This is a genomic window from Vibrio splendidus 12E03 (assembly GCF_000272105.2).
Classification (GTDB): domain Bacteria; phylum Pseudomonadota; class Gammaproteobacteria; order Enterobacterales; family Vibrionaceae; genus Vibrio; species Vibrio splendidus_I.
In genome coordinates this window covers 1-22467 of sequence record NZ_AJZD02000119.1, presented here as the reverse complement: position 1 = coordinate 22467, position 22467 = coordinate 1, and the positions used below count along the sequence as shown (strand labels likewise).

Annotated in this window: 15 protein-coding genes; 13 read left to right on the top strand and 2 right to left on the bottom strand. The window is 42.3% G+C overall.

The features are described from left to right. Together A142_RS09495 and A142_RS09490 are read left to right on the top strand one after the other, a co-directional pair. A complete protein-coding gene (locus A142_RS09495; RefSeq protein WP_019820393.1) occupies window positions 1-1866 on the top strand; it encodes a Mu transposase C-terminal domain-containing protein in 1866 nt (621 codons plus the stop codon). Continuing rightward, window positions 1835-2929: a TniB family NTP-binding protein gene (locus tag A142_RS09490; protein WP_029405289.1), complete on the top strand. Its 1095-nt coding sequence runs from the start codon at window positions 1835-1837 to the stop codon at window positions 2927-2929. Before A142_RS09495 ends, A142_RS09490 begins: the two co-directional genes overlap by 32 nt. A gap of 3 nt (window positions 2930-2932) precedes the next feature. Here the strand turns inward: A142_RS09490 and A142_RS09485 are convergent, their stop codons facing one another. Then, the gene (locus A142_RS09485) at window positions 2933-3241 is read right to left on the bottom strand and encodes a helix-turn-helix domain-containing protein (protein WP_017631043.1); all 309 of its coding nucleotides are present in this window, start codon (window positions 3239-3241) and stop codon (window positions 2933-2935) included. 101 nt (window positions 3242-3342) lie between these two features. Here A142_RS09485 and A142_RS09480 point away from each other — a divergent pair, with 101 nt between their 5' ends. Next, entirely contained in the window at window positions 3343-3888 is a 546-nt protein-coding gene (locus A142_RS09480) for a hypothetical protein (protein ID WP_019820388.1), read from the top strand. Next, window positions 3882-5264 (top strand): DEAD/DEAH box helicase, encoded by a 1383-nt coding sequence (locus A142_RS09475; RefSeq protein WP_019820386.1) that lies wholly within the window; start codon window positions 3882-3884, stop codon window positions 5262-5264. Before A142_RS09480 ends, A142_RS09475 begins: the two co-directional genes overlap by 7 nt. Here the strand turns inward: A142_RS09475 and A142_RS09470 are convergent. Then, window positions 5261-6127, bottom strand: a complete 867-nt coding sequence (locus A142_RS09470; protein ID WP_019820384.1) for a GIY-YIG nuclease family protein — start codon at window positions 6125-6127, stop codon at window positions 5261-5263. The genes A142_RS09475 and A142_RS09470 overlap by 4 nt on opposite strands. A gap of 201 nt (window positions 6128-6328) precedes the next feature. On the opposite strand from A142_RS09470, the gene A142_RS09465 reads away from it, so the two are divergent. The 9 genes from A142_RS09465 to cas6f all read left to right on the top strand — a co-directional run bounded on the left by A142_RS09465 (window position 6329) and on the right by cas6f (window position 22278). Next, window positions 6329-7939, top strand: coding sequence for a type I restriction-modification system subunit M (locus tag A142_RS09465; protein WP_019820383.1), 1611 nt, complete (start codon window positions 6329-6331; stop codon window positions 7937-7939). Between the two features lie 41 nt (window positions 7940-7980). Beyond that, on the top strand, window positions 7981-9108 hold the full coding sequence (locus A142_RS09460) for a restriction endonuclease subunit S (RefSeq protein WP_158008801.1): 1128 nt from the start codon (window positions 7981-7983) through the stop codon (window positions 9106-9108). Window positions 9109-9155: 47 nt separating this feature from the next. Continuing rightward, the gene (locus A142_RS09455) at window positions 9156-12776 is read left to right on the top strand and encodes a DEAD/DEAH box helicase family protein (RefSeq protein ID WP_019820379.1); all 3621 of its coding nucleotides are present in this window, start codon (window positions 9156-9158) and stop codon (window positions 12774-12776) included. Between the two features lie 86 nt (window positions 12777-12862). After that, the gene (locus A142_RS09450) at window positions 12863-14350 is read left to right on the top strand and encodes a tetratricopeptide repeat protein (protein ID WP_139137167.1); all 1488 of its coding nucleotides are present in this window, start codon (window positions 12863-12865) and stop codon (window positions 14348-14350) included. Between the two features lie 22 nt (window positions 14351-14372). Continuing rightward, entirely contained in the window at window positions 14373-17195 is a 2823-nt protein-coding gene (locus tag A142_RS09445) for a DEAD/DEAH box helicase (protein ID WP_019820376.1), read from the top strand. Window positions 17196-17323: 128 nt separating this feature from the next. Continuing rightward, window positions 17324-18535 (top strand): TniQ family protein, encoded by a 1212-nt coding sequence (locus tag A142_RS09440; protein ID WP_019820374.1) that lies wholly within the window; start codon window positions 17324-17326, stop codon window positions 18533-18535. 2 nt (window positions 18536-18537) lie between these two features. Continuing rightward, window positions 18538-20625, top strand: a complete 2088-nt coding sequence (locus A142_RS09435) for a type I-F CRISPR-associated protein Csy2 (protein WP_019820373.1) — start codon at window positions 18538-18540, stop codon at window positions 20623-20625. Between the two features lie 6 nt (window positions 20626-20631). Next, complete coding sequence (gene csy3 / locus A142_RS09430) at window positions 20632-21663, top strand: type I-F CRISPR-associated protein Csy3 (protein WP_019820371.1); 1032 nt, start codon at window positions 20632-20634, stop codon at window positions 21661-21663. A 9-nt stretch (window positions 21664-21672) separates the two neighbouring features. Continuing rightward, window positions 21673-22278, top strand: a complete 606-nt coding sequence (gene cas6f / locus A142_RS09425; RefSeq protein WP_019820369.1) for a type I-F CRISPR-associated endoribonuclease Cas6/Csy4 — start codon at window positions 21673-21675, stop codon at window positions 22276-22278. Window positions 22279-22467 lie beyond the last annotated feature (189 nt).

The window sequence follows — 22467 nt, the reverse complement described above, 5'->3', positions numbered from 1 at the left end:
ATGCCATCGGACTCTAATAACATATTTGGGTTCTTTGATGAGTTTGAAGCTTCAGAAGGAGAGTCTCAGCCGCTTCCAATAGAGCTAATTCAAGAACCTATTGAAATCTCTTCAACTATTGATTCTCAATCACCGAAGGTACAGCAAGAAGTTATCCGTCGTATTAAAATCATAGATTTCGTGGAGAGGCGTTTAAAAGGTGGATGGACCGAGAAAAACTTGAACCCTCTCTTAACTCTTGTGGAATCGGAATTACAACTCATTCCCCCGAGTTGGCGAACTTTAGCAACTTGGAAAAAATCTTACTTTGAAGCGGGTAAAGACCCATGTGCGCTTATTCCTAAGCATACGTTTAAAGGCAATCGACAAAAAGAGTTCGATTCTCAATCTTTAGTTGATGAAGCAATTAACAGCGTATACCTGACTCGTGAACGCTTAAGTGCTGCTGAAGCATATCGATACTATAAGAGTCGAGTGATTCAATTAAATCGTGGGATTGTCGAGGGGAAAATAAAACCAATTGCTGAACGTTCTTTTTACAATCGAATACACGACTTACCTCCTTATGAGGTAGCGATTGCAAGGTTTGGTAAACGATACGCAGACCGAGAATTTCGCTCGGTTGGTCAGCAAGTAGTTTCGACCAAACCAATGGAGTATGTCGAAATTGACCATACACCAGTCCCAGTAATTTTGATTGATGACGAGCTAGATATTCCTTTGGGACGACCCTATCTGACGATGCTATATGACCGCTTCAGTAAATGTATCGTTGGGTGCAGTATCAACTTTAGAGAGCCTAGTTTTGACTCTGTCAGAAAGGCGCTATTGAACTCGCTACTAGATAAGAGTTGGGTAAAGCAAAGGTATCCATCCATTGATAATGAATGGCCTTGTCACGGCAAAATTGACTGTTTAGTTGTCGATAATGGTGCTGAATTTTGGAGTCAAAGCTTGGAAGATTCGTTACGGCCTCTAGTGTCTGACATCCAATACAGTCAAGCAGCTAAACCTTGGCGAAAGTCAGGGATCGAAAAGCTGTTTGATCAGATGAATAAAGGGTTAGTGAATTCACTACCTGGAAAAACATTCACCAACCCTACTCAACTACAAGATTACAACCCAAAGAAGGATGCGGTGGTTAGAGTTTCTGTATTTCTTGAATTACTTCATAAATGGATTGTCGATTATTACCACATGGCACCAGATTCAAGAGAACGTGATATTCCATACCACAAGTGGAACCAATCGGAATGGACTCCCTCCTACTACGTTGGTGCTGAGAAGGAGCAGTTGAGAGTTGAGCTAGGTTTGCTTAGACACCGAACTATTGGAGTGGTAGGGATTAGACTACATAACTTACGTTATCAGTCCTCCGAACTTATTGAATACCGTAAATATTGGGCATCTAACAATGGTAAAAAGCTGTTTGTTAGGACCAAAACAGACCCCTCTGATATCAGCTACATCCATGTTTACCTAGAATCGGAAAAGAGGTACATAAAAGTTCCAGCGGTAGACAACTGTGGATATACAAAAGGACTGTCCCTTTTTGAACATGAGCGCATACAAAAAGTACGCAGACTTAACACTAAGCAGCTTGCTGATGATGAGGCGCTTGCGGATACATTTCTGTATATGAAGAAGCGTATTCAGGAAGAAACCGATAGGTTCCGCAGTGCCAAAAGTAATAAGGGTAGCTTGCCTAAAACGGGTAACACTTCGAAATTAGCAAAATTTAATGATGTGGGCTCAGAGGGGCCAAGCTCAATCAGTACGGCTCCGGCCAAAAAAGAAGCTGCGGTCGTGTTCGATGTTTCAGAACAAGTAGCTGATGATGATTTTGAAGATATTGAGGGGTATTGATTTGAACTTAACATCTAGACAGTTTGAGCAACTAAAATTCTTTGAAACCAGCTTTATCGAGTATCCAGCTATAACTGAAATCTACTCCATTTTCGATCAGCTTCGTTTTAATCACTCCCTTGGCGGTGAACCGGAGTCTTTCTTGTTAACTGGTGAGGCCGGAAGTGGAAAGACGGCTTTGATTAACAACTATCTATCACGCTTTCCGCCGAGTTCAACTTGGAGTAAACAACCTGTTCTTAGCACCAGAGTTCCAAGCCGCATAAATGAACAGAACACGCTTACGCAGTTTTTAGTCGATTTAGATGGAAAGTCAGGTGGAAGAGGTACCCGACGACGTAATGAAATTGCTCTTGGTGAGGCTGTCGTAAAGCAACTTAAACGTAAATCTGTTGAGCTGATTATCGTCAATGAAATTCAAGAGCTTGTGGAGTTTTCTACAGCAGAAGAAAGGCAGGCTATTGCTAATACGTTCAAATACATAAGTGAAGAAGCAAAAGTCTCGTTTGTGTTGGTTGGTATGCCTTATGCTGATGTGATAGCGACAGAGCCGCAATGGAACTCACGATTAAGTTGGAGACGAAAGATTAACTATTTCAAGCTGTTGAAAGCTAACAGCCATTCGAGTGGAACGGCATCTTATAGTTTTGACTTGGATCAAAAAAAGCACTTTGCTAAATTTGTCGCTGGTTTGAGTGCGAGAATGGGCTTTGATGAACCGCCGGTGCTTACAAAAAATGAAGTGTTATATCCTTTGTTTATTATGTGTAGAGGGGAGTGCCGAGCGTTAAAGCACTTCTTGAAAGACGCACTACTTATGAGTTTCAGTGAGAACGTTGATACGATAGACAAAGAGATATTGTCACGTACCTTTTCATTTAAGTTCCCCTACTTGGACAACCCTTTTAATTGTTCTATCGAGGAGCTTCGTCTTCATCAAATTGACTCTGGATCGTCTTACAACCTGAATGCCATAGCCGTAGAAGATAAGATACTTGCTCCGCGATTTACGGATGCAATTCCATTGAGTATGTTATTGAGCAAAAATGGACTTAAAGCTTAAGTATTACTTCTCGCTCTTTAGGTTCTCCAACAGCACCACCTTCTCTTCATCACTCATCTTATCAATGGCGCACGCTAACTCAGCGCTCAATTCGCTCCTACAGAAAAAGTAATTCAGCGGCACATCTAACTCTTCAGCCATGCGTTCAAGCGTACCAATATCAGGCACATGCCTGCCTTTCTCGTAATGATTCATACGACCGCTAGCAGAACTCTGCTCCATACCAATTTTCACCCCTAAATCTTTTTGGGTGATCTTGGCTTTTTTACGCGCAGCTTTGAGCCTCGCTGGGATGGGGTTGTCTTTTTGCACTTACACATTTCTTTTCAACCTTTAGATAACTTAGATTGTCTAAGTTTTACTGATTTTTGTATACTTAGCAATCCTAAGTTTTTATTGCGTACAAGAGTCACATGAAGAAAGTAACCAGAATTAACCATCACATGTTTAACCTATTGATTGAAAAAGGGATGGATAACTTCTCCGTCACAGAAGCTAGGGATGCTTTGCTAAACAGTGTTTCAACCTTTCCGAGCAAGGACGACGCTCGAAAGTATGTTTATAAGCAACTTCTATCATTTGAGGAGAAAGGGTGGCTTTCTGTTATTGGGGCTCGTAGAGACAAACGCTACCATCAAACTAACGAATTCAAAGCGCTCACAATTGAGCCTAGAGTAGCTAGAAATAGGCAAGCTAAAGTCGACTCAATAGCTGTTCAAATTCCAGAGTGCTCTCTAAATGCACTAGAGCAAGAGAAGAAGCAACATGAAGGCGAGTTGGCGATTACTTTAGGCGAGATTGAGGAATACCAATCGTTGTTAACGCGTTTTCCAAACAACAAGCAAGATATGCAGCCGCTATTTAATGCGGCAAGAGAACGCTCAGCCAAGCTATTAGGCAGAATTAATGCACTAACCAACTGGATGCAAGTAGCCCAAAGCAAGGCTCCTCAATGTTAAGAGCATGGCAAGCCGAGTGTGCAGATCAAGCTATCGAGAAATTCACTTCAAATAAGCATTCACATTTCTTCTGCCAAGCGACCCCTGGTGCTGGTAAAACCGTTATGGCCGCCGAGGTTGCGAGTCGGTTATTTAAAAGAGGAATGATTGACCTAGTGCTGTGTTTCTCTCCCTCTCTGACTGTTGCAGAAGGGATGCAAAAGACCTTTTCATGGAAACTGGAATGTTCCTTTAATGGAGGCTTGGGTTCTCTTGGGGGCTCTTACACCTATCAATCCATCCGTTTTTTAGATGAAAACTTCTGGAACACCGTCAGTAAATATCGGGTACTAGTCGTATTTGATGAGATCCACCATTGCTCGTTTGATGATGAGGGTAGGTCAAATTCATGGGGGTTAGAAATCGTCAGTAAGATCCAAGGTTTTGCCCGTTACACATTAGCGCTGTCGGGTACTCCTTGGCGCTCTGATCGGTTACCGATAGTTATGGCCGAGTATTCCGACCCTCATGGTATGCTCATTTGTGATTATCAATATGGTTTGCAACAGGCAGTTGTTGATAAGGTATGTCGCCGCCCTAAAATCGTTTTAATCGATAATGAACACCTGAGTGTTAATGCTGGTAGTGACAATCAACACTTCGTTTCGATTCTTGATTGCCTGAAACAATCCGATGTCTCTTATCAAAGCGTCATTCATAACGAAGACGCTATGAATTACATATTGAATAGTGGTTGCCAAAAGCTAGCGCAGATAAGGCAAGAGTCCCCAAGTGCTGGAGGCTTGGTGGTCGCATCTTCTATTAAGCACGCTAAAGACATTCAAAAGCGACTGGTTGAGCACTTTAATCAATCAGCATGCTTAGTGACCTATCACCATGATGATCCGTTAAATGAAATTGAGTCCTTTCGTCACTCAAAGGTTCAGTGGATAGTCAGTGTTGGGATGATAAGTGAAGGTACGGATATTCCAAGGCTTCAGGTTTGCTGCCATATGAGTTCGGTAAAAACGGAACTCTACTTCAGGCAAGTACTCGGGCGAATTTTAAGAATCAATGATTCACCCAACCAAGAAGCGTGGTTGTATACCTTTGCTGAAGAAAGTCTGATTGGGTTTGCTGAAAGAATTGAGCAGGATATTCCTGATAGCTGCATGTACATTAAACAAGAGAATAATGTGCCGAGTGCTATTGATGAAAAACGCCTACCATCAAGCCCTGTATCGGAAAGCGTTCAATCTAATCGACCCCAACCAAGCTTACTCAGTTGGGGAGAAACTTCAGATATGATGAATTCAAACCATGCAGGGTTCACTTTAGCATTTGATGAACTGAGGTTAGGCCAATTTAAACAGCGAGTTATCGCCGCATTTATCTAAATAGATTCCGCTTCAATTTCTTTCAGTGTTTTACCCGTAGTACTTCTCCAATAGTCGGGTCCGCTGCAAAGGTAGCCAAGCAGCACTGCGGCGGCTTGAGAGGCGCTAGTAAATAGAATGTCTTCGGTTGCTACTAGGCGGTCTCCTGATGACGCTAGAATCCCTTTATCTTCTAGGTTACTACGTAGCTTCGTATAGCCTTTAGATAAACTAGGCTGAGCTATTGTTAGTGCCTGAGACCCTTTCAAAACGACAATGCCTTCATCCGTAAGCATTGCCTTAGCATTGACTTTTTTTACCTTGAGCTGCAGCACCATACTCTCTGGTTCGCTTGGTAAGGGAGCATTCGTTTGAGACACCTTCGATTCCAACAGCTTGTGCCCTAAAGAACCGATAACAGTGCGAATGTTGTCAATAAAAGTCTCCATGGCGTCTCTTTCACCTCTGGGTAATGAAGATGTCGGTGGTTGCTTGTCATTATCGAGGTCGTATCGTTTTGACTCTAAGATAATTTCGATTAAACGAGCTTCAAGATACTTAACGTGTGCTTTCGTTAAGTTTTCATCTTTGTTCGTAAAGCAAATGGCTTCATTCCAGAACTCTTTGCCTGCTAAATGTTGTGATAAGCGTTTTTGAATATGTTCAGCTTCTCCAACGTAAACAAGGCTATTGCCACTCTCTGCGTTGTAACCAAATAAAAAGTAAACCCCGGGCCGCTGAGTTTCTTCCCATTCAGAGAGCTCTTTGATGTGTACTCTAGGAACCGCAATAGCCTGACCTGTCCAGTTCACAATTTCAGCATGTCGAATACCTGTCACAGAGCCGTTCGCCAAGTATATTTTGAGTTGCGTTCCTCTAGTCATCATCATTCACTTTTAACAATAATCGATGCGCTAAATACTATCTAACTGAATAAAAAATAGCACTTTTATTTATGATCAATTCAATGTGATGCACATTAACGTATAGCTGGCTATGTATGATAAAATCGCGCTATAGACCTACACATCACTAAGTTGTTTTCTTCTTGTTAAGAAGGTAACAATTTACCAAAGAGAATCACCATGCTAACAGGCAAAATTCGTAATCAGATTGACCAAGTTTGGGAAATGTTTTGGACAGGCGGCGTCGCTAACCCAATCTCAGTGATCGAGCAGATCTCCTACCTGCTGTTTATTCGTCGTTTAGATGAGTTGCAAAAGACCGCAGAACGTCGTAGCCAAGCAACAGGTCTACCGTTGAATAACCCAACGTTTACGCCTGATGAGCAAGCCCTTCGCTGGAGTAACTTTAAAGACAAAGATCCAGATGTGATGATGGACATCGTCCGTGAGCAAGTATTTCCAAAAATCAAAACTTTACAAAACGAAGGCAGTTTTGCTGAGCACATGAAAGATGCGATTTTTATGATCCCATCTTCAAAGCTATTGGATCAGGTGGTGCAGCTTCTTAGCGCTATTAACATGGACGACAAAGACACTAAAGGCGATCTGTACGAGTACTTGTTAAGCAAATTGCAACAGTCGGGCGTGAACGGTCAGTTCCGTACCCCGCGTAACATCATCCAAATGATGGTTGAGCTGATGCAGCCAAAAGTGGGTGACACTATCTGTGACCCGTCATCGGGCACCTGTGGCTTCTTGATGGCAGCTGTCGAGTATGTTGAAGAGCATCACGCGAAAGAAGTGAATAAGCCAGATAACCGTAAGCACTTTAACAATGAGATGTTTACTGGCTTTGATTTTGACAAACACATGCTGCGCATTGGCGCGATGAACATGCTATTGCACGGTATTGAAAACCCTAGCGTCCATTACCGTGATAGCTTGCAAGACCAAGGTGACGAGAATATCTCAGAAGCCTATAACCTTATTCTTGCAAACCCGCCGTTTAAAGGCTCTGTTGATTTCGACATTGTCGCTCCAGATTTGCTGCGTGCCTTAGGTAAAAATCCAGTAGTAAAGAAAACGGCACCGAAGTTCACAACTGAAATTGACGAAGACGGCAATGAAATTCAGGTTGAGGTTAAAAAGAAAAAGCCAACTGAGAAATCAGAGCTACTGTTCTTAGCCCTAATTCTTCGTATGCTCAAAGTCGGTGGCCGCGCTGCCGTTATCATCCCTGATGGTGTGCTATTTGGTTCGACTAAAGCGCATAAAGCGATTCGTGAGCAAATTGTATCTAAGCAGAAATTAGAAGCGGTAATTTCACTGCCTTCTGGTGTATTCAAGCCCTACGCTGGGGTAAGTACTGCCATTCTTATATTCACCAAAACCAACAGTGGCGGTACAGATAATGTTTGGTTCTACGACATGCAAGCCGATGGTTTCTCGTTAGATGATAAACGTAGTCAGCTTTTTAAAGATGGCGAAGTGCCAAATCACGAGCAAAGCAACATTGCCGATATCATTGAACGCTTTAAAACCCTGACCAATGAAGACAACACACCAAACGTCGACAGCCCAGAATACACACGCCAAAAGACAGAGCAGAGCTTTATGGTGCCAGTCGATGCCATTACCAGTAACGACTTTGACCTAAGCCTCAATCGTTACAAAGAAGTGGTGTACGAAGAAGTGCAATACGATGCGCCGCAAGACATTTTGAAACGCATTAAAACGCTACAAGATAGTATGGCGAAGGGATTAGCTGATTTAGAAGGGTTGCTGAAATGAGCTGGCCTCTAGTTAATTTATCAACTATCTGCCAAATCGATATGGGTTCTGCACCTAAAGGTTCTACATATGTAGAGCTCGATAGCGGTGTGCCACTCATAGCTGGCGCAGCAGACTATGGCGATGTATTTCCTCGACCAAAGAAAGCAACACTTGAACCTACAAAGCTATGTAAAAAAGGCGACATCATAATTTGTGTTCGAGCTACGATTGGTGATTTGAACTGGGCGGATAAAGAATATTGCCTCGGGCGCGGTGTTGCGGGGCTTAGAGTCCATGATGAAAAGTTAGACTCAAAATACTTATGGTACTTTATCGCATCAATTGAAGATGAATTATATCGAAATTCAACGGGTTCGACCTTTCCTCAAATAAATAAGAAAGTAATCGAATCACTTGAAATCCCACTCCCTCCACTAGAAACCCAAAAGCAAATCGCAGCGGTGCTAGAAGAAGCTGACCAACTGCGTAAAGACTGTCAACAAATGGAACAAGAGCTAAACAGCCTCGCTCAGTCAGTGTTTATTGATATGTTTGGTGATCCGGTGACGAATCCTAAGGGGTGGGATAAACGCCCTTTATTGGAGTTAGTGGCAGATAAAGATGACATCAAATGTGGCCCTTTTGGCACTCAATTAGGTAAATCTGAATTTACCACTGAAGGGGTGCCATTATGGGGGATAAAGCATGTTAACTCTGGCTTCGAAAAACCTACGGTTGAGTATGTTTCTCATGAAAAGGCGTTAGACCTTAAGGCGTATTCTATTGTTGGTGGTGACATTGTGATGACGAGAAAGGGAAATGTAGGTAACTGTTACATTTATCCTGACAATCTTCAAAGTGGGATTATGCATTCTGATTTATTAAGAATACGGCCTTGCAGCAGCACAGTGTCTGCATCTTTTCTACAAAAGCAGTTTATGTATAGTAAAGACGTAGAAGGGCAATTAAAGCTTATTAGTCAAGGCGCAATTATGGCCGGAATTAATGTCACTAAGTTGAAATCCTTAATGCTGTTGTCTCCCCCTCTTGAAGAACAAAAAGAATACGAGAAATTTTTAAGTGAAGTTGAAACTAACAAAATTACATCAGCGCATAGGTTGAGTGAGTCTAACAATATGTTCAATGCTCTCATGCAAAAAGCCTTCAAAGGCGAGCTAAACCTATAACGAATAATGGCTTTACCTAAAGAGCTGTGATGTAAAAAGGAAATTCAATGTCAGATACGGTTAACGGTTCAACGAGCAACTTCGGCTTTATGGATGTTGCCCTTAACGGCGGCAACGATGTGTACACCACGCGTTGCGCCGAGATTCAAACTCGTGCCCAAAATGCGGAAAGCAACATCAAAACTGATCCGCGCATTGCAGGCTTTTATGCTCGAAATGCATTGGAGTTAATGGTTGAAACCGTATTTGATATTGATAATTGGCTTGCTCGTCCACGTCATGATGCGACTTTAATGTCGCTTATTCATGACAAGGACTTTAAGCAAAATTTAGAAACTCACTTGTTTCCTAAGCTCAAGCTAGTGATCCAAGTGGGTAACGAAGCGGTTCACAGTAAAACGACGCTGCCACAGCGTGATGCCCTACAAGCGGTGAAAGAGCTGCACCATGTGCTGTATTGGTTTATTCGTACCTATACACCCGCTTTTGCAAACAGAGAGTTGAACCGTAACCAATTTGTCGTTCAACCGTTTGATGAAGCGCTTATCCCACAACAAGTGTCGATTGATGCCACCGTGGCGACCAAAGCCCTGAGCAGCATTAAACGGGTTAAAGAGCTAGAGAAGCAGCTAGAGCAAGACGACAAAGTCGAGCGTGAAGCCTACTTACAGCAACTTAAAGAGAACGAAACGTTAAAAGCGGCAAACCAAGCATTACTTGAGCAGATAGAGCAAGCTAAACAAAGTGCTGAAAAAGTCACCGATGCGCACGATTATAACGAGGAAGAAACTCGAACTTATCTTATCGATGTACTTCTACACGAAGCTGGCTGGAAGCTAGAACATAAACGTGACCGTGAATACCCTGTATCAGGAATGCCTATCTCAAAGGTCAACCCTAAAGGAAACGGTTTTGTCGATTATGTACTCTGGGGAGACGACGGCACAGCCTTAGCGGTGGTGGAGGCAAAACGCGCTAACATCAGTCCAGAAGAAGGTAAGCGACAAGCTGAACTATATGCTAATTGTCTAGCAGACCAATGTGGTGTACGCCCAGTTATCTTCTATACCAATGGCTATGATACCCATCTGTGGGATGATCATTTCTACCCGCCTCGTCAAGTTCAGGGTTTTTACACCAAGGCCGAACTTGAGCTTATGGTGAAGCGTCGTACCGATCGTAAACCTTTCTTTGAAAGTGGTATGCCTAACAACAATCTTGTTATTAATAACGAGATCACCAACCGTCACTATCAAAAGTCAGCCATCACCAAATTATTGCAGGACTTTGAGCTAGAACATGAGCGTAAAGGTTTATTTGTAATGGCAACGGGTACGGGGAAAACGCGTACCGTGATCAGCCTTGTTGATTTGTTGGTGAAAAACGATTGGGTTAAGAACGTTCTGTTCCTTGCCGACCGTAATGCATTGCTTACCCAAGCTAAGAAGAACTTCGTTAAGCTACTGCCTCGTGTAAGTTGTTCAATTTTGGATTCAGGGCAGAGCAAGAATAACATCGACAGCCGTTTGTATTTCTCTACCTACCCAACCATGAAGAATCTATTGGACCGTGGTTCAGATGAACGTCCGTTTGGTGTCGGTCATTTTGATTTGATTATTGTCGATGAAGCGCACCGCTCAGTCTATTCCAAGTATCGCCAAATTTTTGAGTATTTTGACGGCTTCTTAGTGGGCTTAACCGCGACACCAAAAGATGAGGTTGAAAAAGATACCTATGGCATTTTCGAACTACAAAAAGGGATGCCAACCTACGCTTATGAAGACGATAAAGCGTATGACCAAGGCTACCTTGTACCACCGACCAAAATCTCTGTTGCGACTAAGTTTTTACGTGAGGGCGTGAAGTACAAAGATCTGTCAGACGAAGAGCAGGAAGAGTGGGAAAACAAAGCCGAACTGGAAGATCGCGACGAAGTATTGCCATCAGAAGTGAATAAGTTTCTGTTTAACGAAGATACCGCAGAAAAAATGTTTGCTCAGTTAATGAGTAAAGATGATCGAGGTGGTATCCATGTTGAAGGTGGTGATGTTATAGGTAAGACCATCATCTTTGCAGCCAATAATGATCACGCCGTTTTCCTTGAGAAGATGTTCAATAAGAACTATCCGAAATGGGCAGGCAAGCTCGCACGCGTCATTACTTTCAAAGAAACCTACGCCCAAAGCCTAATCGATGAATTTGGTGGTGACGAAAACAAAATTGATGAGTTCGACCCGAAGAACCCAACCTGCCGTATCGCAATTTCTGTAGATATGTTGGATACCGGTATTGATGTACCGGAAGTGGTGAACCTTGTGTTCTTCAAAGTCATCCGTTCTAAAGTGAAATTTACGCAGATGATTGGCCGTGGCACACGTTTGTGTAAAGACCTCTTTGGTCCGAATGATGACAAAAAGACGTTCAAGGTCTTCGATTACTGTCAGAACTTTGAGTATTTCGATGCGAACCCCGAAGGCATAGCTGTGGGTGTAGCAAAACCCGTTACTCAACAGGTATTCGAGAAGCGCGTTCTGCTTAGTACATTGATCAATGACCAGCTAAATAATGACGAGTTTCGCGAACAAAACCCTGAAGACTGTGAGCGCTATACAGAGCTAAACCGCTATCAATTGGACATGTTGCATCACCTTGTGAGTGGTATGAATCTCGATAACTTTATCGTAAGACCAAAGCGCCAATCGGTAGAGCCCTTCTTAGAAAGAGATCATTGGGACAATATTGATGATACCAAGTTTACAGAGCTAGAGAGCCAAATCTCTGCGCTACCAACTGAAGCTGAAGCGTTTAATTCTGATGAGCAACTTAATCACTTATCACACCGTTTCGATAGCTTGGTGTTAACCATGCAATTGGACCTGTTAGAGAAAGGTATGTTGTCTGAAACAAGCCGCGGACGAGTGGTTGAGTTTGCTGAGCAGCTTGAAGCGAAATCGACGATTCCAGCAGTACAAGCGCAGCTGCAACTTATCCAAGATATTCAGACCCAAGAGTTTTGGCAAGATATCCATTTAGTGACGCTTGAAGAGCTACGTCGTAAGTTACGAAATCTAATGTTTGCGTTGGACAAAGATAAAAAAGAGATGGTGTACACCAATTTTGAAGACGAAGTTCAAGGTGTCCATGACGTGACAAACGTGTACAAGAATCCAAGCGTTGATTTAGCCCAGTATCGCAAGAAAATTGAGCTCTATATTCAAGACCACCAAGATCAGCTAACGATTCAAAAGCTCAAGCGCAATAAATCCATCACTCAAGCCGATTTAGACGTCTTAGAAGGCTTACTACTGGATGCAAGCGGTATGAGCGACGTGGAAGCTTACCGTGAGAAGATCTTACAAGAGAAGCCGCTAGGCACGTTTATCCGTGAACTCATAGGTTTAGACATGAATGCAGCCAAAGAAGCATTCAGTAGCTTCCTTGATGCAGAGTCTTACAACGCTGAACAGATTCAATTCGTCGATCAAGTGATCGATTACTTAGTTAATAACGGCATTCTCGATATGTCACAACTCTTCGAGCCACCATTTACTGATAACCATGGTGAAAGCGCTTATGGCTTCTTCGATGAAGGCACCGTGGTAGAGCTGTTTGGAGTGATTCGCAAGGTGAATGCGAATGCTGTGGTTGAAGAGAGTAAGAGTGCTTAGAGAATCTGTATGAGATTGTAGATAAATGGCCTGTGATTTTTTGAAGTTTTTAAGAATGTTCTTGACTGTAAATGGTGGAAATTTAGGTGAATGATACTGTACCAATGGCCCTTTTGAGCGAGACTGATATCTTAATACGGGCAGCGCGTTTAGTCGATAGAGATGAAATTACGTTGGCTGTTAAGTTATTAGAGCAAGCACATAGCGAAAAACCTCGTTCAGAAAGGCTACTTAGTATCTTAAGCAATCTCCACCACAAACTTGGAAACTATGCCAAAGCAAAGGAATTTACCGAAGCGGCTTTTTATGACTTATCACCTTCTGCTATGCACTCTGAAATGGAATTGCCTAATGAAAGTGATGTTTCTTTTTTGGCGGATAAATCAAGTGAGCTAGTGGATGTTGAGTACAATTTTGAAAGCTCTGGTACTCAACCAATAAAATCACCCAGAAAAACTTTGAGCTTAAACAGAAAGGTGAATAACTCATCTGATGAATCGGAAGTTAAAATATATCATCGTTCTAAGAAAAAAAATGTTCTTCTTAAGCCCTTAAATCTGGCGGATGAAGCCGACCTTCCCGTCAACTCTTCATCATCTATAAAGCAAGTCGGAATTGACATACCAAAACCCTGCACGAAGAGCCTCGAACTGCAAAGTGGAAAATCGCTGAGCCCAGCAGAGGATTTAGATGATTATGTAGTGGAAGAGCTAGATGGATTTTTCGAACAATTAAATGAAGAAGATACGAATGATGATATAGCGAGTGATATCTATAGTTATGCAGAAGAAGTAATTCCAGAAGATGAATTATTTGTAACTGATAATAACGAGTTAGAGCTTTATGACTTGTGGGTTGATGATGAGCAAGTTAATGATGACAATGCAGGAAATAGTGCTTTAGAGAACAGCCTGACTTTTGAGGAGCGAGCTCGTTTTGTTGCTGTAGACTGTATTATTGAGTTTGGTTGGCATGCCAGAGAGTTACCATTTTTGGTCGATGTATTTAGTGGATCTGGTTGGCATAATACAAAAGTTGCACTATCAAGAGAAGTTCAGTCTGGGGCAACAGTAGAAGAATTAGAGTTGGCCTTTGAAGTTAAGACATTTTGGAAGGATAGTTCACGATATTGGATTACGTTTTCAAAAGCGTGGGTTAGCGGAGAGAGTGCAGGTTCAACCTATAAACATTGTAGTTGGAAACAAGCTTTACGCTTAGTTCGTTTGTTTAATGGCGTTCCAACGTTTGAAGAAATATATGATTTCTTAGAAACTGAATTTGAGTATTGGTACGCGCATACTATTTTGAGGCGCTGTTTCCCTGCTTTTAATCACTATTTATTTAGTTATCGACTCCATAGCCGAAATATTGATTCGATGTTTGGCGGTTTTGCTGTCCCCGAGTTTTTTGACGGTTTAAATACAATATCGTCCCACCTACCTCACTCGGATGAAATGTTATCACTTAAAGATATGGGTATTGATTTAGCGAATAAATTTGTGAGTAAAAACTCGTTTGTGAGTGATGATTATACGGATGACTATTTGTTAGAGCTATGGAACCAAAAGGCATAGATAGAGCTAAGAGGAAAAGACCATGCATGTTCAAAAGAGGCTCAAGCCCGTCAGAGGTTGCTGGGTGTTACACGAAAAGTTTGGTCGCGGTCTTGTGCGCCAAGTTTTGGATAATATTGACGGAGTTACATTAAAGGTTGGTTGGCAAAATCGTGAGTATGGTCAGACACTCGTTTCAGCTTCATCTGTAGGTTCTGGTTTTATGGTAGGTATGGAGGTGCAGCATGTTCCTGCGTCTAAAGTAGAGTCATGTCTAGAAGAAGGGATTGTACTCAAAATAAAAGAAATTGCGGGCTTCCATCAGGTTCTAGTTAATTTTTCTGAATCGTCAATTACTCGCTGGTTGCCATTTGAGCGGCTGTCTTGGATTAAAGGTGTAGAACATCGGTTTTGTACTAATGACTTTGGTGACTTAATTACACCGGTAAGATTTAAGTTAAAAGTCCTCGCGCACGCTATTGAGAATTGGAATGAAAATACAGGGTCGTTATCACGGTTAGACATTGATCCTTTGCCGCATCAAGTACATTTGGTTCACCATATCCTAGCTTCTGGTCACCTCAATTGGATGATTGCCGATGATGTTGGTCTAGGCAAAACTATAGAAACGGGAATGTTACTAAAGGCTCTAGAGCAAAGAGGACAAGCTGAGCGTGTCCTATTAGTTACACCAGCAGGATTGACTTCTCAGTGGAAAGAAGAACTCCATAATAAATTTGGCTTGAGCGAATTCCGAATATATGGCGAGAACTTCAATATCGATGAAGGGCGAGAATGGGGTATGTACAAACACGTGATAGGTTCAATTGATAGGTTCAAAGAAGAGCATCATTTAGAAAAGTTATTGCGTGCAGAGCCTTGGGATCTTGTTATTTTTGACGAAGCTCATCGCCTTAGTCGAAGACAGTATGGGATGAAATATGATGCCTCGAATCGATTCCAACTTGCTAATTTTTTGAGGGCTAAAACAAAAGCTATGGTGCTATTAAGTGCTACCCCTCACCAGGGCAAACCTGACAAGTTTCAAAGCTTATTGATGTTACTAAATCCAGATAGAAAAGAAGAAATTGAGACATTGGCACTGAATCCTGAAATTCTGTCTGAGATGATTATTAGAAATAATAAATCGGATGTGACCGATTTAGAAGGTAATTTTATCTTTAAAGGTAAAACCACAAAAGCAATACGAGTTACGCACGACAAAGCCTTGAAAGATTTTGATTGTTCACTTCAATCCTATCTGAGAAAAGGTTACCAAACAGCTAGTGAGATGGGGCAAACAGGTAATGCAATCGGATTTGTTATGACTGTATACCGAAAGCTAGCAGCATCCAGTGCAAAAGCGATTAATAAAGCACTACACAATAGGAAACGTAGGCTTGTTGAAGAGGCTCAATCAGTAGGCGTTGATGACGACCTATTGGTGCAGGATGAACGTTACTTTGGCGAAGCAGAAGAGCTACAGTTGCAAACTACACAAGGAAAAGAATTCTTTGACGGTGAGCTAGAACAGCTGAATATTCTGATTGCGGAGAGTGAACAAGTACTTATAACGGATCCCAAACTGAAGGAATTTAAAGAGGTTTTGATCCCATCAATACTCGCAAACCACAAGTCAGAGAAAATCTTGATATTTACAGAGTATCGCTCAACACAAGACTACCTAAAGACAGCCCTTGAAGAACATTATGGCGATGGCTGTGTGAATTTGATTAATGGTTCTATGAAACATCCGGTCCGCCGAGAAGCTATCAGAAACTTTGAAGATGCAGGGCAGTTCTTAATTTCAACGGAAGCCGGTGGTGAAGGTATTAACCTTCAAGACAAGTGTCATATTATGATTAATTATGATTTGCCTTGGAACCCCATGAGATTGGTACAACGCATTGGTCGCTTATATCGCTATGGTCAAAAACACCGTGTAGTAGTTTTTAACCTTTATTCTCCTGAGTCAATGGATGATCAAATAATGGATCTGATGCACGAAAGAATTGAACAAGTTGTAGGTGACTTATCTTCATTGAGTGGGGAATACAATGAGCGTTTGAGTGATGACATAATGGGAGAAGTCGCGGACCTTGTCGATGTGGGAGACATACTGCTAGAAGCTACAAGCGACGGTATAACTCGCACAAGAGAGCGCATCGAAGAAGCGTTAGAAAAAGCCAAAAATTCAGCAAGTAAACAGCGTGAGCTATTCGAATATGCCGCAGGGTTTGATCCTAAAGAGGTAAAAGAAGAGCTAAATATTACATCGGAACATGTGATGTTTTTTACGCAAGGAATGTTTGACTTATTGGATATAGAAGTTGTAGATAAGACCCATAAAAACCTTATATGGCAAATTAAACTAAATGACGCTATTGCAACGGATTTAGGGGTAAGGAGAACTAGGTGGCAGATTACGTTTGACCGTACTCTTCATGCGAGTCGTGGAAATTGCGAGATGATGGATCTCGATAACTTTATTTTCAAGTATTTACTTAAAAAAGCTAAGTCGTATGAGTTTGGTGGACTAACAGCCTCCATTGGCAAGTCGTCTCTGCTAGAAGGTGCTGTAATATGTTCATATTTAAGGTGGCAAAACTCTCTTGGTCTGAGGCAGCGACAAGAGTTAGTGGCTATCCAAGTTAGCCAGGATAAAGAGGTTACATTGAACACTCAAGATTTCTGCAACTGGCTGAAAGATGACGGTATTTCATATTTTGAGAGGAATAAACAGGACTTAAAGGACTTGTTTCAAGTTGCCCAAATTAAAAGTTCAGAGGTGTTAAAGGCTAAGTCGAATCAGTTACTTCACCCTGAAAGTATTGCTCCCATTGCGGCCGCATTATTTCATAAGTAATTTTTGACTTACGAGGACGTTACCTCTTTAGAGTTTATTAAAGTTCACAATTTGGCTCCATAGAATTTGAATTATTCGGATTAACGGTAATACTAAAACTTAGAAATTCTAAGTTTTAGTGGTGGCATGTGAAAACGGACATTCAACTTTACCCTGACGAATCGCTCGAAAGCTTCTTGTTGCGCTTATCGCAAGAACAAGGCTACGAGCGATTTTCTCATTTCGCCGAAGATATCTGGTTCGACACTATGGATCTGCATGGAGCGATTGCTGGTGCTTTCCCCTTAGAGCTCAACCGAGTCAATATCTACCACGCTCAAACCACAAGCCAAATGCGGGTGCGGGTTCTTATTCATCTTGAGAACCAATTAAAGCTCAATAACTTTGGTGTATTGCGCCTAGCGTTATCACATTCAAAAGCTCAATTCTCTCCGCAATACAAAGCTGTTCATAGATTTGGTGTTGACTATCCTTATGCTTTTCTTCGTAAGCGCTTCACGCCTATTTGCCCCCTATGTATTGGCGAAGCTCCCTACATTCATCAGCAGTGGCAATTTATCTCTCACCAAGCTTGTGAACATCATGGCTGTAAGCTGATTCATCACTGCCCTGAGTGTAAGTCGAGGCTTGAATACCAAAGTACAGAGAGTATTAGCCAATGTGAATGTGGTTTTGAACTCCGAAACTCGCCAGTCGAAGGTGCTCCAGACGCTGAGACCTTGGTCGCCCGCTGGTTGTCAGGAAGTGATTCAAAACCCTTGGGATTGCTGAAGGCAGAAATGACCATCTCTGAGCGCTACGGTTTTTTACTGTGGTATGTAGATCGCTATGGTGATATCGATGACCTCAGTCTTGAGTCATTCATTGAATATTGTGGCGCTTGGCCAATGTCATTGTGGCAAGACCTCGATGCTTTGAAAGAGAAGGCAGAACTCGTTCGAGTCAAAGATTGGAAGAAGGTATTTTTCAATGAAGCCTTTGGTGCTCTGCTTAAAGATTGCCGTCAGTTACCCAGTCGGCAGCTGAGTCACAATATCGTACTTACTCAGGTGTTAGCTTACTTTACAAAGCTAGTGGCAACAGTGCCCTCAAGTGCCAAAGGAAATATCGGTGATGTACTGCTCAGCCCCTTAGAAGCTTCTACATTGCTCTCTGGCACAACGGATGAAGTGTATCGGTTGTATGAATTTGGTGAGATTAAAGCCGCTGTCAGGCCGCGAATGCATACAAAGATAGCGAGTCACGAGTCGGCGTTTACTTTACGAAGTGTCATCGAAACAAAGCTGACTAGAATGAGCTCTGAAAGTGATGGTTTAAGTGTGTATCTACCTGAGTGGTAATTATGACGAAATTAAGTGACTTATTAGCAATCGAAGACGAGGCAGTAAAGCAGATTACGTTAAAGAAGATGTTCATGCCTTATACGAAAGATGTCTGTGTTGAAGGATTTGAAAAAGAAGCGTTAACGATCTTGCTTAATCTCAGTTCAAGCCATCAATCAGACAGATGTTCTGACTGGTTGGATGTTGCCCGTGCTAAGAGGCATTTAAAAGCGGCTGAGAACTTAGAAGCTTCCCTTGATGAAATCAAATGGTTCCACACTCATAATCTCAAGTTTCCAGACTGCCGAGTTAAAGATCAGCGGATAATTGCACAACCTCTTGCTACAACCGAGGCGCTTATCTCAAGCTCAGTATTAGAGCAAAGCTTGGGGTGGGGGCATAACTCCGCGGTGTATCGCCATACATTGTGGTTATTGAATCCTTTCCGCTGGCAATCACAGTCCGTGAGTCTTCTTTCACTTGTTCAGCAAGAAACCCCTGTTTGGGTTGAGCTGCTCAAAGAATTTGGTTTAGGTGCTAATTCACTTGCTCGCTTAAAACATACAATTGAAGAACAACTTCCTGAAAATAGTTTTCCTGACAGTGTCAGCACTTACAGCAAGCAACTGCGGTTTCCATGGGGGGATGATTATGTTTCGGTGACCCCAGTGGTCAGTCATGCCATCCAAAGAGAGTTAGAAGTGAGATCGAGAAGTCGAGAAAGTAAGCTCAGCTTTGTGTCTTCGTCACTGCCGAATTCTGCAAGTATCGGGAATCTGTGTGGCAGTTTAGGTGGGCATATGAAAGTTCTAAACTACCCGCTAGACGTCAAACCAGCGCAGGGTGGGACGTTAACTGAAAGTCGCAAAAAGAGTGGCCACTACTTTGATGACTATCAGGTAACTAACGCTAAAAGTTGTCAGGTGTTAAATCATCTAATTGGTTCAGAGCCATCAAAAACACAGAAGCAAAGAGAGATCGCTCGTAAGGTTAGAAGTAAGATATTGCGAAAGCAGATAGCCCTGTGGATGCTTCCATTAATTGAGTTAAGAGATATCGTTGATGCTGACTCTAATCAACAGCAATTGGAACATGATGACACTTTAGCTCAAGCCTTTTTGGCGCTACCAGAATCGGATCTAGGCTCTTTAGCTAATGAGTTTAACCGTCGCTTGCATCTCACGTTTCAGAATAATAGGTATGCCGCAAAGTTTGCCTATCATCCTAAGCTTATGCAGGTCGCCAAAGCCCAAATTGTATGGGTACTTGAACAACTTAGTAAACCAAATGGCAATGAAGATAAGGTAGCGGGTGAGCAGTATATCTATTTGTCATCAATGAGAGTGCAAGATGCGGTCGCAATGAGTAGCCCATATCTGTGTGGTGCTCCTTCTTTGACGGCTATTTGGGGTTTTATGCACCGGTATCAAAGAGAGTTTAACAAGCTAGTTAATTGTGATTCCCCGTTTGAGTTTTCGAGTTTCTCTTTTTATGTTCGAAGTGAGAACATTCAACCGACGGCCAAGCTTACCGAACCCAACTCAGTCGCTAAAGCACGAACGGTTTCTAACGCGAAGCGACCAACTATTCGTAGTGAACGATTGGCAGACCTAGAAATAGACCTAGTTATCAGAGTCCATAGTGACAGCCGAATTTCAGATTTTAAGTCCGCACTTAAAACGGCACTTCCCGTCGCTTTCGCCGGAGGGGCATTATACCAACCACAGCTCTCGACGCAGGTTGAGTGGCTTAAGACGTTTACCAGCAGGAGTGAGCTTTTCCATGTCATAAAAGGGTTACCAGCATACGGGCGATGGTTGTACCCAAGAGAAAATCAGCCGAGTGATTTTGATGAGCTAGAACGTTTAATTACTAAAGACGCTGATAACTTGCCAGTTTCCATCGGCTACCATTTGTTAGAACGTCCAACTAAACGGGGCAACTCAATCACCAGTTGTCACGCTTATGCAGAGAACGCGATAGGGCTTGCTCAGCGAGTCAACCCGATAGAAGTGCGTTTTAGTGGAAGAGATCACTTTTTAAACCATGCCTTTTGGTCGATAGAATGCAGTAGCGAAACTATTCTTATAAAAAACTATAGGGATTAATCGTTTATGGAACTTTGCACTCAGCTGAACTACGTTCGATCACTCTCTGCTGGCAAAGCATATTTCTACTATCTATCCAAAAGTGGTGAGATGTGTCCCCTTGAAATTGATAGAACTAGGCTGCGCGCACCAAAAGGTGGTTATGCAGAAGCGTATAAAGGGGGCCAGTTCGTAAAAAAGAATGTTGCTCCACAAGACTTAGCTTACTCCAATCCTCAGTTCATCGAAGAGTGTTACGTAAAGCCGGGTGTAGATGATATCTACTGTGCATTCCCCCTTCGAATTCGAGCAAATTCTCTAACCCCAGATATCTGTAGTGACGATGAAGTGCGCAGTAAACTTTCGTTACTGGCTAATACTTATAAAGAGCTCAATGGGTATCAGGAACTTGCTCTACGATACGCGAAGAACATTCTGCTTGGTACTTGGCTTTGGAGAAACAGAGAGTGTCGAAAATTGTCGATAGAAGTGACCACTAGTGATTCACAAACCTTGATTGTAGAAAACGCAACAAGGCTTTCTTGGTATGGTCATTGGGATGAAGCGTCAGCAGAATGCCTAGAAAAACTTACCGCTTATTTGATGCGAGCTCTGGCTGACCCAACCGAATATTTCTATATGGATGTCAAAGCTAAAATTGGAGTTGGTTGGGGAGATGAGGTTTACCCAAGCCAAGAGTTTTTAGATAGCCGAGAAGATGGTGTTCCTACTAAGCAGTTAGCTACCGTAGAATTCTTGAACGGAAAGGAAACTGTTGCATTTCATGGTCAAAAAGTTGGAGCCGCGTTGCAATCGATTGACGATTGGTGGCATGAAAACGCAGATAAACCATTAAGAGTGAACGAATATGGGGCAGATCGAGAATACGTGATAGCAAGGCGACACGTGTCCCATGGAAATGACTTCTATCAACTACTCAGAAATACAGAGAGCTGGATTGAAAGTATGACAGCTTCTCAAGTCATCCCAAATGATGTGCACTTCATCATGTCTGTCTTGATCAAAGGCGGCCTCTTCAATTGTTCCAAGGCGAAGTAAGGAATAATGATGACAAAGCGTTACTACTTCTTAATACGTTACATACCAGCACAAGCCGACCATGAATTATTGGCAGGCCGGTGTATATCCCAAATGCATTTGTTTATGGTTAATAACCGACAAGCCATGAATAAAATAGGTGTGAGCTTTCCCGACTGGAGTGATGCTACGGTTGGTCAAACCATAGCTTTTGTTGCCGAAGATAAAGAGATGATGGTTGGACTCTCTTTTCAGCCCTATTTCTCTGTGATGGTAAATGAAGGTTTATTTGAGATCTCCAGTGTATGTGAGGTGCCAGACACTGCGGCTGAGGTGCGGTTTGTCCGTAACCAAACGATCGGGAAAAGTTTTCTGGGTTCCAAGAAACGTCGGATCAAACGAAGCATGGCTAGAGCCGAACTATCTGGTGTTGAACCATCGTTACCAGCCACTAATGAAGAGCGTGTCATCGATAGTTTTCATCGAATACCAATCTCCAGCGGTTCATCAGGGGAAGATTATAATTTGTTTGTGCAAAAGGAGTTTGTCGGTGAGCGTGTTGCAGCAAACTTTAATAGCTATGGTTTAGCCACCAATCAAGAAAGAAAAGGCACGGTACCTGAGTTTCGTTTTTGACCTTCTTTCTAAAGCTCTTTTTTAGAGATTTAAAAACAAGGGCTTACAGAACTAAGAATAAAAAGGGTATTTTGGGGTTTTGTAATGTAAAACCAATAGAATTAACAGCTTAGTGACTATAGTTAACAGTGTCCTGCCGCATAGGCAGCTAAGAAACTACTGTCGAGTAGACGACACTTGTTACCAAGT

Coding starts and splice junctions, on each gene's coding strand:
- csy3 (WP_019820371.1), top strand. CDS start 20,632: ATGGAACTTTGCACTCAGCTGAACTACGTTCGATCACTCTCTGCTGGC.
- A142_RS09445 (WP_019820376.1), top strand. CDS start 14,373: ATGCATGTTCAAAAGAGGCTCAAGCCCGTCAGAGGTTGCTGGGTGTTA.
- A142_RS09460 (WP_158008801.1), top strand. CDS start 7,981: ATGGGTTCTGCACCTAAAGGTTCTACATATGTAGAGCTCGATAGCGGT.
- A142_RS09435 (WP_019820373.1), top strand. CDS start 18,538: ATGACGAAATTAAGTGACTTATTAGCAATCGAAGACGAGGCAGTAAAG.
- A142_RS09490 (WP_029405289.1), top strand. CDS start 1,835: ATGATGATTTTGAAGATATTGAGGGGTATTGATTTGAACTTAACATCT.
- A142_RS09480 (WP_019820388.1), top strand. CDS start 3,343: ATGAAGAAAGTAACCAGAATTAACCATCACATGTTTAACCTATTGATT.
- A142_RS09475 (WP_019820386.1), top strand. CDS start 3,882: ATGTTAAGAGCATGGCAAGCCGAGTGTGCAGATCAAGCTATCGAGAAA.
- cas6f (WP_019820369.1), top strand. CDS start 21,673: ATGACAAAGCGTTACTACTTCTTAATACGTTACATACCAGCACAAGCC.
- A142_RS09465 (WP_019820383.1), top strand. CDS start 6,329: ATGCTAACAGGCAAAATTCGTAATCAGATTGACCAAGTTTGGGAAATG.
- A142_RS09470 (WP_019820384.1), bottom strand. CDS start 6,127: ATGACTAGAGGAACGCAACTCAAAATATACTTGGCGAACGGCTCTGTG.
- A142_RS09495 (WP_019820393.1), top strand. CDS start 1: ATGCCATCGGACTCTAATAACATATTTGGGTTCTTTGATGAGTTTGAA.
- A142_RS09455 (WP_019820379.1), top strand. CDS start 9,156: ATGTCAGATACGGTTAACGGTTCAACGAGCAACTTCGGCTTTATGGAT.